15 protein-coding genes are annotated in these 14,868 nt (G+C 44.4%); 6 read left to right on the top strand and 9 right to left on the bottom strand.

What is annotated here, in order from left to right; genetic code table 11:
• Window positions 1-113 precede the first annotated feature (113 nt).
• On the top strand, window positions 114-368 hold the full coding sequence (locus DQQ10_RS02610; RefSeq protein WP_112745224.1) for a hypothetical protein: 255 nt from the start codon (window positions 114-116) through the stop codon (window positions 366-368).
• A 15-nt stretch (window positions 369-383) separates the two neighbouring features.
• On the opposite strand, the gene DQQ10_RS02605 is transcribed toward DQQ10_RS02610, so the two are convergent.
• Both DQQ10_RS02605 and DQQ10_RS02600 read right to left on the bottom strand, forming a co-directional pair.
• Window positions 384-1,658, bottom strand: coding sequence for a chromate transporter (locus tag DQQ10_RS02605; protein ID WP_112745223.1), 1,275 nt, complete (start codon window positions 1,656-1,658; stop codon window positions 384-386).
• Window positions 1,659-1,691: 33 nt separating this feature from the next.
• Complete coding sequence (locus DQQ10_RS02600; protein WP_112745222.1) at window positions 1,692-2,663, bottom strand: isopenicillin N synthase family dioxygenase; 972 nt, start codon at window positions 2,661-2,663, stop codon at window positions 1,692-1,694.
• A gap of 145 nt (window positions 2,664-2,808) precedes the next feature.
• Here DQQ10_RS02600 and DQQ10_RS02595 point away from each other — a divergent pair, with 145 nt between their 5' ends.
• From DQQ10_RS02595 to frr, 5 genes are all read left to right on the top strand, one after another.
• Window positions 2,809-3,522, top strand: a complete 714-nt coding sequence (locus DQQ10_RS02595) for a superoxide dismutase (RefSeq protein WP_112745221.1) — start codon at window positions 2,809-2,811, stop codon at window positions 3,520-3,522.
• 13 nt (window positions 3,523-3,535) lie between these two features.
• On the top strand, window positions 3,536-4,312 hold the full coding sequence (locus DQQ10_RS02590; RefSeq protein ID WP_112745220.1) for a helix-turn-helix domain-containing protein: 777 nt from the start codon (window positions 3,536-3,538) through the stop codon (window positions 4,310-4,312).
• 92 nt (window positions 4,313-4,404) lie between these two features.
• On the top strand, window positions 4,405-4,776 hold the full coding sequence (locus tag DQQ10_RS02585) for a VOC family protein (protein ID WP_112745744.1): 372 nt from the start codon (window positions 4,405-4,407) through the stop codon (window positions 4,774-4,776).
• Window positions 4,777-4,953: 177 nt separating this feature from the next.
• The gene (pyrH, locus tag DQQ10_RS02580; RefSeq protein WP_112745219.1) at window positions 4,954-5,661 is read left to right on the top strand and encodes a UMP kinase; all 708 of its coding nucleotides are present in this window, start codon (window positions 4,954-4,956) and stop codon (window positions 5,659-5,661) included.
• 23 nt (window positions 5,662-5,684) lie between these two features.
• On the top strand, window positions 5,685-6,239 hold the full coding sequence (frr, locus tag DQQ10_RS02575; protein ID WP_112745218.1) for a ribosome recycling factor: 555 nt from the start codon (window positions 5,685-5,687) through the stop codon (window positions 6,237-6,239).
• A gap of 124 nt (window positions 6,240-6,363) precedes the next feature.
• Here the strand turns inward: frr and rodA are convergent, their stop codons facing one another.
• The 7 genes from rodA to DQQ10_RS02540 all read right to left on the bottom strand — a co-directional run bounded on the left by rodA (window position 6,364) and on the right by DQQ10_RS02540 (window position 14,728).
• Entirely contained in the window at window positions 6,364-7,641 is a 1,278-nt protein-coding gene (rodA, locus tag DQQ10_RS02570) for a rod shape-determining protein RodA (RefSeq protein ID WP_317047915.1), read from the bottom strand.
• A 1-nt stretch (window position 7,642) separates the two neighbouring features.
• Window positions 7,643-9,466, bottom strand: coding sequence for a penicillin-binding transpeptidase domain-containing protein (locus tag DQQ10_RS02565; RefSeq protein ID WP_112745217.1), 1,824 nt, complete (start codon window positions 9,464-9,466; stop codon window positions 7,643-7,645).
• A gap of 70 nt (window positions 9,467-9,536) precedes the next feature.
• Window positions 9,537-10,046, bottom strand: coding sequence for a Rod shape-determining protein MreD (locus DQQ10_RS02560; RefSeq protein ID WP_245970240.1), 510 nt, complete (start codon window positions 10,044-10,046; stop codon window positions 9,537-9,539).
• Window positions 10,046-10,885 carry a rod shape-determining protein MreC gene (gene mreC, locus DQQ10_RS02555; RefSeq protein WP_112745216.1) on the bottom strand — a complete coding sequence of 280 codons (840 nt, stop codon included), beginning with the start codon at window positions 10,883-10,885 and terminating at the stop codon, window positions 10,046-10,048. Before mreC ends, DQQ10_RS02560 begins: the two co-directional genes overlap by 1 nt.
• Before the next feature lie 67 nt (window positions 10,886-10,952).
• Window positions 10,953-11,978 carry a rod shape-determining protein gene (locus DQQ10_RS02550; protein WP_112745215.1) on the bottom strand — a complete coding sequence of 342 codons (1,026 nt, stop codon included), beginning with the start codon at window positions 11,976-11,978 and terminating at the stop codon, window positions 10,953-10,955.
• Window positions 11,979-12,173: 195 nt separating this feature from the next.
• A complete protein-coding gene (purH, locus tag DQQ10_RS02545; protein WP_112745214.1) occupies window positions 12,174-13,700 on the bottom strand; it encodes a bifunctional phosphoribosylaminoimidazolecarboxamide formyltransferase/IMP cyclohydrolase in 1,527 nt (508 codons plus the stop codon).
• A gap of 203 nt (window positions 13,701-13,903) precedes the next feature.
• On the bottom strand, window positions 13,904-14,728 hold the full coding sequence (locus DQQ10_RS02540; protein WP_112745213.1) for an amidohydrolase: 825 nt from the start codon (window positions 14,726-14,728) through the stop codon (window positions 13,904-13,906).
• Window positions 14,729-14,868: the final 140 nt, after the last annotated feature.

The following is a 14,868-nucleotide window of genomic DNA, read 5'->3' as shown; positions in this document are numbered from 1 at the left end:
AATTCGGCACAGTTTTTTCAATCGATTTCGACAAGCTCGTGTGTGAATATTAAAATAAAAACTTCCATGACTGTCAATATTGCTTACCCACTATTTTTCGTTTATGTTGAAGCATGATCGCGTGGCCAGATTATAGGAAACTTCCGCTTCAGGAAAAGATCGATGTACTTTATGAAGAAGGTACGTTTGTGATGGCTATACGCTACTACGGATACAAAATCAATCTTTACCTTCTTGGTAATTTTTATCTCGAAGTATTTATCAATCATAAGAACACAATCATCGAGCGTATTATCTTGTTAGATACGAATCATTCGCGGATGAAATTTTATTCCGACCAAATCAAATTGCCAGTCGATGTGATCTAAGTATTTGTGCACTTGCTACTGCATAAAGACAGCGCGGTAACCAAATCCCAACAGCAATCCGCCAACGATAATGACGGGCGACGGAACTTTGGTAAAAGCGAGAAGGCAGAACGTTGCAATGGTTACGCTGAAGTTAAGAAAAGTATTTGCGAGCGGTTGAAATAGTATGATGGCCGATGCGGCAACAAGTCCACAACTTGCGGCGGTTATTCCTTCGAGCGATGCGCGCACGCCGCGGTATTTTTTTAAGCTCTCCCAGAAGCGTATCACGAAAAATGTTAAAAATGTTCCTGGTAAGAAAATTCCAAGCGCGGCCACTATGCCACCGAGAATAGCACCACCAACACCGAAGTCACGCGCCGACAACGCACCAATGTATGCGCTGAAAGAGAACACGGGACCGGGCAAAGCTTGCGCGAAAGCATAGCCAGAAAGAAACTCATTATGCGAAACGGGGTGGTGAAGTGGTTTAAGTTTATATTGTTTTTTGATTTTAGTTTTTAGCTCGTTAGCCCGCGTATTATCTTCTTTCGTACCTTCTGTGACCTCAACAAATTCGGTGTAGAGCAATGGTGTAAGTACTTGTCCTCCGCCAAAGACGAGGCTTCCATTTCGATAAAAATTTTCAAAGAGTTTTACATGTAGTGATTTGGTAACGCCACCCAATATCGCTGCTACAATAAGCACGCCTGCCCATAGTGTAAAATTTGCCCACGGGATTACAATTTTTGTTTTCTCCTCTTTAGGCTGCGCTTTGTATTTCAATGCCGTAACTAATCCGGCCCCCAAGAGAATAGCAGGAAAGATGAACGGTGTTTGAATGATATAGGAGAATACTGCTGCAATCACAAACAACGCGGTTCCTGTTTTTGTATTGATGGTGCGGATACTGATAAAGTATGCGCCGTACGAAATAAATCCAACGGCCATGGGTTCAATGAAACTGGTGAACGCGAGAGACCAATTTTTTTCTTGAATACTCGACATGATCACGCCGGCTGTTGTCATCACAATCACGGCGGGTAAGATCCAAACCAACAACGTTAGATACGCGAGATTAGGTCCGCCAAGTCGATAGCCGATAGCGGCAAGCGTTTGTGTTGAGGTCGGTCCAGGAAGCATCTGACAGAGCGAATTCAATTCCATGAGATCCTCTTCTGACAGATACTTTCGCTTGTCGATCAGTATCTTTTGGAAATGTGCAAGATGTGCTTGAGGACCTCCAAATGTGGTGAAGGCCAGCACGAGCACATCGCGCAAGAAAGTGGTGTATTTAACCTGGCGAATCACAGACCCGTCAAGTATTTCAAGGTGTAAACCATTTTACTTCTTCAAGCCAATTTCACGAAGACGTTGATCTAAGAATTCTCCAGCAGTGATGTCTTCGAATATTTTCGGATTATCGTTATCGACACATGATGGAAGCGCTGCGAGATTCATCTCTGATCGCGGATGCATAAAGAAAGGAATCGAGTAGCGCGGGGTATTCATCAACTCTCTCGGTGGATTTACAACGCGGTGAATGGTCGACTTAAGTTTCTTGTTCGTAAACCTTTCAAGCATATCGCCAACGTTCACGACGAGTTGGTTCGGCAATGCTGTTATCGGAATCCACTTACCATCGCGACGAAGCACTTGAAGACCATCAGCGCTCGCGCCCATCAGCAGTGTGATGAGGTTGATGTCGCCATGTTCAGCAGCTCTTACAGCATCCGCAGGTACGGCGTCAGGGTTTTCGATCGGGTAGTAATGGATTGGACGTAGTATGCTATTTCCATTCTTGATCTTATCGTCGAAGTAGTGCTCTGGCAGGTTCAGATATAACGCGATTGCGCGAAGCATGTACGTGCCTGTTTTCTCAAGCGCGCGATATACTTCATTGCCGATAGCTTTAAATTCAGAAACTTCAGCTGGCCAAATGTTGGCTGGGTAGCCTTCGGATTTTAGTTCGCTATCACTTAACTCTTGGCCGACGTGGTAGAACTCTTTTAAATCTCCGGTGTTTCGCCCTTTGGCGTGTTCTTTTCCTTTGCCGGTATAGCCGCGTTGTCCAGCGATGTGAGCGCCTTCGTATTTTTTCTTCACATCGTCGCTGAGCGCGAAGAACTTTTTGATGGCATCGTAAAGCCTTTGCTGCTGTTCGTCAGTAAGGAAGTGATTTTTGATGGCGACGAAGCCGATGTTGTGATAGGCATCGCCCAGTGCGGCTACAAATTTCTGCCGAGACTTTTCATCACCGCGTGTAAAATCGGCGAGGTCCAGCGACGGGATTTCGTCGTATAATTTTTCGTCCATAACGTGGTCTCTAGTTAGGCCGCAAGCTAAAAATTTTTGGTTAATTTTAATGCCGTCCTATTCCAATGTACACCGTTCGGCACAATGGGTTTGCAAAAACGATCGATGCCTTGTTCTTTTAACCTTCGACCTTAAAAATTGTACGATGAAAAAAACACGTAGGGAATTTATGCAGCAAGCTTTCAAAGCAACTGCCATTACATCACTCAGTCTTCCATTGGCTATGAAGTCATTCGCAGACAATAATACAGCATCAGATTCATTTCAGTTTTCGCAGGTACCACTTCCTTATGGCTATGCAGCCCTTGAGCCCTCCATTGATGCGATGACCATGGAAATTCATTATACCAAGCATCATGCAACCTACATTAAGAATGTAAACGAAGCGATTGCAGCTGAGAAAGTTGCCTATAAGAACGAGAAAGATTTTTTTGCGAACACGTCGAAGCTGTCGGCTAAACTTCGTAACAATGGGGGTGGTGCATGGAATCATAATTTCTTTTGGGAAGCGATGAAGCCAAATGGTGGCGCTGCGCCGACAGGAAAAATTGCAGAGGCAATTAACAGTGCTTTTGGCTCATTCGAGAAATTTAAGGAGCAGTTCGCACAAGCTGCTACGACCCGCTTCGGTTCCGGCTGGGCTTGGTTGGTTGTTGATGGTGGCAAACTAAAGATTGGATCCACTGCCAATCAAGATAATCCGTTGATGGACGTAAGCGATTTTAAAGGCAAGCCAATCTTAGCACTTGACGTGTGGGAACATGCTTACTATCTCAAGTATCAAAACAAGCGTGCCGAGTACATCACAAACTGGTGGAACATTGTAAACTGGGAAGAAGCTGCGAAGAAACTCGGATAATTCAATTTATAGTATGGGATATCATGTTATCAAGCCGCCACAACATTTAGCGAATTACGTTCGATGTTTTTGGATTCTTGAAGGTGATATCCCTTACCAACATCATGCGCTTGCTGATGGTCTCGCTGAAATGGTTTTTCACTATCATGGTACGTTCAACGAGATTGTTGATAATCGCGAAGAGTTATCTTGGCGCTCGGGTGTTCAAGCGCAATCGCAGTATGCACGACGCTTTGTTACGCACTCAGCGTTTGGGATTTTCGGCGTTCACCTGTATCCCTACACCTTAACAACGCTGTTTAATATTCCGCCCGAAGCCATGAGTGGCGAGATGCCAGACCTGTACTCATTGCTAGGCCATGAAGGGACACTGCTTGAAGAACAAGTGATGGTAGCAAGTGATCATCAGGCACGCGTTGAAATCTTGTCGAGATTCATCGAACGAAAACTTAGACAGTGTAATTCTCCGTTGAGCAAAATGTCGATAGCTGTGAAACAGACATTGGAGCGACGGGGGCAGATCAGTGTGAAAGAGATGGCTGCCGAGTATGGCGTTTCGGTACGACAATTTGAAAGGTCATTCAAACAATTCGCAGGTTTCAGTCCAAAGCTTTATACGCGCATCGTACGATTCTCGAATGCTGTTCATACGTACAAAAACGCGCCAACCACATTAACTGACTTAGCTTATACATTTGGCTACTACGATCAAGCGCATTTTATCGAGGACTTCAAAACGTTTTCGGGTGTGAGCCCACGGCAATACTTTACATCCATCAAGCACGATTGATTCCTCACACGCATGCCTGACGTGTCGTGTTTTTCCAATTTTTCAGAATGTTTTGTGATGATCTTCGAGCGATCATTAAACAAACACAAACCATGAAAATTCCAGAACAGTATTCTCCGATTATGCCTTACATCAACGTGTCAGGCGCGGTAGCTTTTACCACATTTATGGAAGAAGTTTTTCACGCCAAGGTTCAGTATGCGGCCCGAAGTGGCGAAACGATCCAGCATGGGGAGTTGCGCATTGGCGAGGCTGTGATTATGTACATGGAGGCAAACACACTTTATCCACCATTTCCCAGTGCCTCTTTCATTTGGGTCGAAAACGTCGATGCAGTACTTCAACGCGCTGTCAGCTTGGGCGGCACTGTTTTAAACGAAATAGCAGATCGTGATTACGGGCGCGGTGGAGGATTTGCTGATCCATTTGGAAATGTGTGGTGGGTCAACTCTCCGATAGGATAGTATCTTGTGGGGTGGGCAGACCACGCTTTGGCTAATTTTAATTTGCTGGGATGCGTTATTTGCGAAAGTTTCTTTGTTCCCAAAGAAAAGCCTGCCAGACGACCTCACAAGTCTTTTTAAAGCCTTAGACTTCGTTTATATTGCGCCAATTTTGTGGCTTAGAAATCTTAATTCTGAATGAAGTATAAACGCATCCTCCTTAAACTCAGTGGCGAAGCGCTGCAGGGAAGCTCAAAGAGCACGAACATAGACACGTCGATCCTTGAGCAATACTGCGCTGAGATCAAATTATTGAAAGACCAGGGCGTGGAGATCGCTATCGTGATCGGTGGCGGAAACATCTTCCGTGGCGGTCAAGCTGAGGCATTGGGTATCGATCGCGTTCAAGGCGATTATATGGGGATGCTTGCAACAGTAATTAATGCGATGGCATTGCAGAGTTCATTGGAGCGCCACGGCATGTATACGCGTTTGATGGCGGGTATTAAAATGGAACAAGTTTGCGAGCCATTTATTCGTCGCCGTGCCATTCGCCACCTCGAGAAAGGTAGAATTGTAATATTCGGTGCAGGTATCGGTAATCCGTACTTCACGACAGATTCGACAGCGAGTTTACGTGCAATCGAGGTTCAAGCTGATGTTGTTCTAAAAGGAACACGTGTTGATGGTGTATACACAAAAGATCCAGAAAAATATCCGGATGCAGTCCGCTACAAAACCTTGTCCTTTCAAGAGGCTTACGAAAAGAATCTCAATATCATGGACATGACTGCCTTCACGCTTTGTATGGAAAATAAACTTCCGATCATTGTGTTCGACATGAATACAAAGGGAAATCTCCTCAAGGTTGTTAAAGGCGAAGAAGCCGGTACATTGATCAGCTAAGCATTATTTTCAAACTATATTTTATGGAAGAAATTGAATTATACCTTGAAGAAGCACGTGACCTCATGAACAAAGCACTTGTTCATTGTGGAAGTGAATTGTCAAAGATTCGTGCTGGCAAAGCAAACACAGCGATGCTCGATGGTATTTCCGTTTCATATTATGGTACAACCACGCCGCTAAGTCAGGTTTCGTCGCTCACTACGCCCGATGCAAGGACGATTTTTATCAAGCCTTGGGAAAAAGGGATGATTGTTGAAATTGAGAAATCAATTCGTGATGCAAATCTCGGATTAAATCCACAGAACGATGGCCAGCAAGTAATCATCAATATTCCGATGCTTACAGAAGAGAGACGTAAACAACTTGTAAAACAAGTTGGACAGGAATGCGAGCACGGTAAAGTAAGCATTCGCAACATTCGTAAAGAGACGAACGAACAACTCAAAAAAATAAAAGGTGTTTCTGAAGACGACGTCAAAAATGCGGAAGCAGAAGTTCAAAAAATGACAGATGAATCTATCGTGAAGATCGACGCCATCATGAAGAAAAAGGAAGGCGAGATCATGACGGTGTAGTGAATCAGGAGACAGAAGTCAGGAGTCAGAAGTCAGAATAAAACAGAAGAGGCCGTAAGGCCTCTTTTTATTTTTTTGCATGTTCAACTTCTTACTTTTTACTTCTTACTTCTGACTTCTTCCCCTACACCCGCTGCAACACATTCATGCGATGTGCATCAAGCTTGAGGAGAATAAATAACAACGTCGTGAATCCCCACAATGACGAACCTCCGTAACTGAAAAAAGGAAGTGGAATTCCGATCACAGGGAAAAGACCGATTGTCATGGCGATGTTAGTGGCGAAGTGAAAAAAGAAAATACAGGCAACGGCATATCCATACACTCTCGCGAATCTGTTCTTTTGCCGTTCTGCGATAAAGATCACACGGAGCATCAGTCCAATGAATAATCCGATGATAAGTAGGCTCCCGATCCATCCTTGTTCTTCTCCAATCGTGCAAAAGATGAAATCTGTAAACTGCTCTGGTACGAATTTGAATTTTGTTTGTGTGCCATCGAGAAACCCTTTTCCAAAAAAACCACCGCTACCAATGGCAACTTTGGATTGGTTAACGTGATAACCTGCGCCCGAAGGATCAAGATCAGGATCAAGTAACACCATAATTCTTTTTTGATGGTGAGGCTCAAGCAAATTTGTAAAAATGAGATCCACGCAGACAATTGTTCCGATCAACGTAAGCGCCCCGACGGTGATGATGATTAGTCGTTTCATCTTCTTGCGTCGATTCATGAAGATCACTAAACCCCAAATCACGCCAATGATTCCGAAAAGAATCCAGTTGTTTGATACGACAAGTGTCAGAATAAAAATGACAGCTACGCCAACGCCGACGAGAATTAAAAAGGGTGACATGCCTTCGCGGTAAAACACCACGATGAATATCAAGAACACCATGGCAGACCCGTAGTCTTTCTGCAATAAGATCATGATGATGGGAAGGCCGATCGCACCGAACACAATCGCTTGGTTCCTGAGTTGATCCATTCGAAACCCAATCGATCCGATAATCTTGGCAACGACAAGGGCTGTGGCAAACTTTGCAAATTCAGAAGGCTGAATTCCGACGGGGCCAATCCTCAGCCACGATTTATTTCCGCCGACTTCGTGTCCGAACAACAGCACGAGGATGAGTAAGAAGATGATTGTTCCGTAGATAATGTAGGAGAACGTTTCGTAGAAACGCATGTCAATGATCAGAATCGCGCCTATAATCAGGAATGAGCCGAAGATGAAAAAGAGTTGCATCTTCGCTTTGTCGTTGTCCCATAGACTTATGTTTTCATCGTAAGTGGCTGAGTAGATGTTGAGCCACCCCCAAAACACCATGATGCAATAGATGAGTACCGTTACCCAATCTACTTTGTGTGTTAATATTTCTTCTCTCCGTTGCTGCATCATACTATTCGAATTTTCCTTTTAACACATACTCTTCAATATTAGGACGCTTCGTGCCGCCGAGTAGATATTTTTCAATCATCAAGCTGGCGATAGATGCTGCAGCGCGACCACCTTGGCCAGCATATTCAACATATACTGCAATGGCGATCTTTGGATTTTCTTTTGGCGCAAAGGCGATGAATACAGAGTGATCAGGAAGCGGGGGATTTTGAACCGTTCCTGTCTTTCCACAAACAACAATATCTTGAAGGCTTGCACGCCATTTTCCAGTTCCTTCTTTTACAACATTCTCCATAGCGTCGCGCGCAATTCGGAAATATGCCGAATCAATTGTCGTGTAATGCTTCTGCAAATACTGTGGTAGCGGTTGGCCATTTGTTCCAATCGACTTCACAAGATGTGGTGTGATGTAGTATCCTTTGTTGGCGATTGTCGCGGCGAAGTTTGCCATCTGTAAAGGCACGACCAGATTTTCGCCTTCACCGATCGCGATTGAATAGATGTTCGAGAACTTCCACGGCCTTCCGCCGTAAGCACGATCATAGTATTTAGGGCTTGGTACCATGCCGCCTTTTTCATTTGGCAAATCGATACCTAAACGTTTACCGAAGCCGAAACTCATAATGTGTTTGTCCCATTCTTCAAGACCTATGCGTGTATCGTCGAAGGGATTATTGGATTTTCCTTGCATGAGCATACGGCGCAATACATCGCGGAAGTAAGGGTTACAAGAATTTGTAATAGCACCCCGAAGATCTTCATTAGTATGAGCACCGTGGCAATTAATGATGGAGCGATCGCATCTAATTCTTGTTTCGGGTGATATCACACCCTCTTGTAGAGCAACCATCGCTTGTGCAATTTTAAAAATAGAACCCGGCCGATACATTGCCATCAGCGGTCGATTGAACAACGGTTTATTGGTGTCGTTCTTAATCAATACATAGTTCTCGCTGTAATTTTTTCCCGACAACAAATTGGGGTCATACGAAGGACCTGAGATCATGCTAAGAATTTCTCCTGACGCGGGTTCGATAGCGATGATGCTACCGGCCTTACCCTTCATTAGAAATTCACCATATTCTTGCAAAGCCACGTCTACAGTTGATGTCAGGTTTTGGCCCGGAATTGACACGGTGTCGGCGCGGCCTTCATCGTAAGGACCTTTGATTACACCGTCTTTATTTCGCATGAGATATTTTACGCCACGGCGTCCGCGAAGGTATTCTTCATAGTACGCTTCGATACCACTTTGTCCGATATAGTCGCCGGCGCGATAAACGGTATTGTCTTTGTATTTTTTAAGTTGGTTATCCGAGATCTCACTAACATAGCCAAGTGCGTTTGCACCGGCTGCACTTGCGTACGCGCGCGTCGTACGTGCTTGGATGAAGAACCCCCGAAATTCGTTGATGTTATCTTGAATCTTGGCGAGATCGTAATGTGAGAGTTGTCGAATGAAAGGCGTTGGTTGCTGTTCGTTGGCGCGTTTGTTTCTGATGAGCGTATACAAATCTTTGAAACGTACATTCAATTCCGCTTGCGTGATGTCGAACACTTGGCAAAAACGAGCGCTGTCAAAATTTTCAATTTCGCGAAGGATTACGAGCAAGTCGTATTCTGGCTGGTTGTAGACAATGAGTTTCCCATTGCGGTCGAGGATAAGTCCGCGTACTGGATATTGAATTTCCGTACGAATCGCGTTTGAGCGAGCAAGGTCTTTGTAGCGACCGTCGATTACTTGGATGGAGAACAACTTGATCAAGAAGATCAACCCCAATAACACAAAAACAATTTGTATGATTTCTTTTCTGCCTTCGTTCATAATCGAAGCTGATTTGAGTCGCTTAAAAAATTATCGATTAGCCTAGCAGTGACAGAAAGTTCGAGCCTCTCTAGCGCCTGCGACTGGGAAACAAAAACTGCGCAATTAAAATTACCAAAGTTGTAAAAATAGTGCTCGTAATTACCTTCCAAAGGGTGAACCAAAACATGCCGAAACCGCCGGCTTCAATATAAAATAGCATGGCGTGGTGTAAGAAGATCAACGGCATGGTGTACACCAAGAACCATTGAACACCACCAAGCGCCATCGACGGCACTGCATTGTTGTCGTATCCTCCCTGTGGCGTTACGGAATTAAGCCAATAGTTTCGAGCATACATGACCATCACGCAAGCGAAAGCATGAAGCCCCAAACTTTCATAAAACAGATCGACTACAAATCCCATAGCAAAACCAATTCCCATCAACAAAAGTGGATTTGTTTCGACCGGCAACAGGAGTAGATAAAGAATGTAAAGGAAACAAAACGCAGAATGAAACAACACAACGTTTTGCAGGATGAGAACCTGGTATAACAGGAACACAAAGAACGATATGATATGGAAAATATTCAGTCTCATTATTTTTCCATTTTAATGACAGCTTGCTCAAGCGAATCTTGTTCGTGTTTCAAGCGACTTTTCACCACTGTCACGTAAGAGAGCTTTTGAAAATCCTGAGAGAGTTTAACCTTCAGCTCATAAAAGAGCGCTTCTTTGTCCAACTCCTTTTGTGAGATCGTACCGATCATGATACCGGGCGGGAACACGGCGTTGTATCCTGATGTAATCACGGTGTCACCAATTTCTGGTTTTACGTGCGGCGGTATGTAGAGTAAGTTTATCTCTTGTGGATTGCGACCTTTCCATTGCGCGGTGCCGAAGTGACCCGTGCGTTTTAATTCGGCAGACACCATCACGTCGATGTGAAGAATAGAAGTAACAACACTGTAGTGATCCGACACCACTTTAACTTTCCCAATAGCACCGAGTGGACTGATGACGGCCATGCCAGGCGTAATACCTGCGTTTGCGCCCTTACTAATCGTGATGAAATTTTTATAGCGATCAACTTGGTTGTTCACCACTTTAGCACTCACGAAATCAAAGCGATCAACGATCGTTGTATCAACGCCCGACAGCGTGTCTGTTAGTTGCTTTAGCTGAATGTTTTTTTCGAGTTCGCGGCGTAAAGATGCATTCTCTTCCGCTAGAATAGTATTCTGATCGCTAAGCAAGAAATAGTTTCTGATACCTTGCGAGAAATTATTCATGGACGCAATGGCACTGTTCGACGAGTTAAAAAACTGCGCACCCTGATAACTGTTATTAGAAATAATCAGCCATGCGCATAAAACTTCCAGTACCAAAAAAGTAAAGAATGCCCGATACTGATAAAAAAAATATATAAGCCGCTCCATGGTAACTATCTAAATGCAATAACCTCGAAAAAGCGTCCGACAGACAGAAGCAAAAAATGATTGATCATTAAGTCATCAATACCGCGCGGAACTGAGTAAGATTTTTCAGGGTTTGGCCTGTGCCCCTTACAACGGCGCGCAATGGATCATCAGCGACGTGAATCGGTAACTTAGTTTTTAATGCAAGGCGTTTGTCGAGGCCTCTCAGTAACGCTCCACCACCAGTAAGGTAGATGCCGCGTTCATAAATGTCGGCCGACAATTCGGGAGGAGAAGTTTCCAAGGCTTTAAGCACTGCTTCTTCAAGTTTAGAAACAGACTTATCAAGCGCAAAGGCAATTTCTGAGTACGATATTTTGATGGTCTTGGGAATACCCGTCATCAAGTCGCGGCCACGAATTTCATAGTCGTCCGGGCCATCTTCAAGTTCTGTAAGAGCAGAGCCAACTTCAATCTTCACTTTTTCAGCAGAGCGTTCGCCGATCAACAAATTATGTTGACGACGCATATAGTCGAGAATGTCTCTATTGAAGGTATCGCCGGCAACGCGGATAGATTGGTCGCATACAATTCCGGAAAGCGCAATCACGGCAATGTCGGTTGTACCACCGCCGATGTCGACAATCATATTTCCGATAGGTTGTTCAATGTCGATTCCTGTTCCGATAGCGGCAGCGATCGGTTCATAGATCATGTATACTTCTTTCGCGCCTGCGTGCTCAGCCGAATCGCGTACGGCACGTTTTTCAACTTCGGTAATTCCAGAAGGAATACAAATCACCATGCGATAAGAAGGTGGGAAGAGACGTTTGCCGGTGTCGATCATTTTGATCAAGCCGCGGATCATCATCTCTGCTGCTTGGAAGTCGGCAATTACACCTTCTTTTAATGGACGGATAGTCTTAATGTGGTCGTGTGTCTTCTCATGCATTTGCATGGCCTCGCGACCAATGGCAAGCACCTTGCTGTTTACCTTATCAAGTGCGATGATAGAAGGTTCATCGACGACGATTTTATCCTTGTAGATGATGAGCGTGTTAGCTGTTCCCAGGTCAATTGCAATGTCGCTGGTGAAGAAGTCAAAAAATGCCATTATTACGCGAAGGTTTTAAAAAGTTAAGGTTATGAGTAACTGATAAATTGCGCGATGCAAAATTGCATTTAATTTACCAAAATAAGGAAGCACTGCTTTAAAAATGTAAGTTTTTTAAGCAGATCAATCCTTTTGGATACAATCAGTCAGGTAAGAAACAACCCAGTCTTCAACCTTCGTGAAGACGTTCGCTCATCAATGTTTGAAGTGACGAATCCCAGTGAAGACCATCGCCATATTCTGCTGATCACAGAAATCAATTGAGTCTTGATCTTTTACTGAGCCGCCAGGCTGGATCACGGAACGGATTCCTTGGTGATGTGCTATCTCGACGCAATCTGGAAAAGGAAAGAATGCATCAGACGCCATGACCGCTCCTTGGAGATCAAAACCAAACGACTTTGCCTTTTCTATCGCCTGTTTCAAAGCATCGACACGAGAAGTCTGTCCTACACCGCTCGCCAACAACTGACCCTTCACGGCCAGGACAATCGTGTTGGACTTGGTGTGCTTACAAACCTTGCTCGCGAAAAGTAGTGCGTCTACTTCGGCGTCGGATGGTGCGCGCTTCGTTACTACTTTGAGGTCGCTACGGCTATCAGTATGGAGGTCGAGGTCTTGCTCGATGATCCCGTTCAAAATGGTTTTGCTTTGACGTGTCTCGGTCAGTGGCTGCTTTTGAAGAAGGATCATTCTGTTCTTCTTGCTTTTCAACAAAGCCAAGGCATCGTCGTTGTACGCTGGGGCGATCAATATCTCGAAGAACAATTTGTTAATTTCCGCTGCTGCGGCAAGATCAATAGTCTTGTTGGTTGCAAGTACGCCGCCGAACGCACTGATAGTGTCGGCTTGAAAGGCTTTGAGATATGCATCCTTCACGGAGCTCGCAATTGCTACACCGCAAGCGTTGGTATGTTTGATGATGACAAATGCTGTTTCACCTTCGAACTCCTTTACGAGATTAACAGCGGCATCGATATCAACGAGATTGTTGTATGAAAGCTCTTTCCCATTGAGCTGCTCGAACAAGCCGTCAAGATCACCGAAGAAGGTACCCTTTTGATGCGGATTTTCTCCGTATCGAAGTGTACGTCCTTGCTGAATACTCTTTTTGAAAACTGGAATTTGAAACTCGTTGTTAAAGTAATTGAAGATTGCAGTGTCGTAATGAGACGTAACTTCAAATGCTTTTGCAGCAAACTTCTTCCGATCTGAAATGTCTGATGATCCACTTTTCGATTCAAGCAATTCAAGGAGTTCAGTATATTGATTGCGAGATGCAACGATCAGTACATCATTAAAATTCTTTGCGGAGCCACGGATTAATGAAATACCGCCGATGTCTATCTTCTCAATGATGTCTTCTTCGGAACCACCCTTGGCAACAGTTTCTTCAAAAGGATAAAGGTCAACGATTACCAAGTCTAAAGGACCGATCTTAAATTCATTTGCTTGTGCTACATCGCCAGCGTCGTTGCGGCGATAAAGGATGCCACCGAATACGGCGGGATGTAACGTCTTTACGCGACCACCGAAGATTGAAGGGTAGCCTGTCAATTTCTCAACCGGTGTTACAGGATAACCGAGCTTCTCGATAAAATCTTGCGTTCCGCCTGTCGACACAAATTCAACGCCTTGTTTACCTAGGAAGTGAACAATGGGCGCAAGGTTGTCTTTATAGAAAACGGATATTAAGGCTCTGGTAATCTTACGGTTGGACATTTTGTAGGGTGGTTTAAAACAGGGTGCAAAAGTATCAAAAAAGGGCAAAAGAAGTTATCGTGAATCAGTTAATAGTTCAAGATGGAAATGCGACGCATGCACACGTATGCGGAAATAGCTATGCATTCCTTTAAAAGGAAATCGAATCAATTCACGTGTTCACGGTTAAAAGTGCTACGCGAATTTGAACGCCGTACCACAAACTAGTCGTCTGACTCTTCTTCGTATTCTTCGAACTCAATTGTGAAATCATCAGCATCCATGTACGCAGGGAATCTGTCGCGGAAGGCATGCAAGGCGTTGGCATTAAGCTCCAATGTTCTGATCGATTCACTTCCGTCGATGGTTACAATGGAATCGCCTTTTGGGCTAATGATAGCGGAGTTGCCGTTGTATTCTACACCGTTCTCGTCTTGACCGACACGGTTTACGCCCACCACGTAGCTGATGTTTTCGATTGCACGAGCTTTGAGTAACGTGTTCCAAGCATCAATGCGTGTCATCGGCCAGTTGGCTACATAAATCGCGAGATCATAAGCAAGCTTGTGAGTGTTGTGATCCCATTTGTTTCTACTCCATACAGGGAAGCGGAGGTCGTAGCATATTAATGGACAAATTCTCCATCCTTTCCAGGTGCCGATCAAAAGACTTTCCCCAGGTGTAAACGTTTTATGTTCGTTGTCCATACGGAACAAGTGACGCTTGTCATATGTCTTAAACACGCCTCCTGGTTCCATCCAAAGCAAGCGGTTGTAAAACCTGCCGTGCACGGTGCAGATAAAACTCCCCAAGATGAGTGCGCCGGTCTGATCAGCCATTTGCTTCATCCATTTGAAAGTTTTCATGTTCATGTGTTCTGCCAAACGCGAAGCATTCATCGAGAAACCTGTCGTGAACATTTCCGGTAGGACAATCACATCTGTTGAGCCGTTGATCTGCCAGATCTTCTCTTCAAACATGGATAAATTCGCCTCGATGTCTTCCCAATGAAGATCGGATTGAATGAGTGTGATTTTTAAGTCCTGCATGGCTAAGCGTAGTGATTCGGACCGCAAAGAAAGCAAATGCAAGGGAAAATTTTAAGGCAATTTTTGATAGTAACTCAAAATATGCCCTGGAAGGATGGATGAGGCTTTTTTTCTATCCAAGTCCCGAAGTCCGACGTACT

This window comes from Pseudochryseolinea flava (assembly GCF_003286915.1).
GTDB classification, from domain to species: domain Bacteria; phylum Bacteroidota; class Bacteroidia; order Cytophagales; family Cyclobacteriaceae; genus Ohtaekwangia; species Ohtaekwangia flava.
The sequence above is the reverse complement of the archived record's forward strand: the minus strand, read 5'-3'. Positions and strand labels throughout refer to the sequence as shown.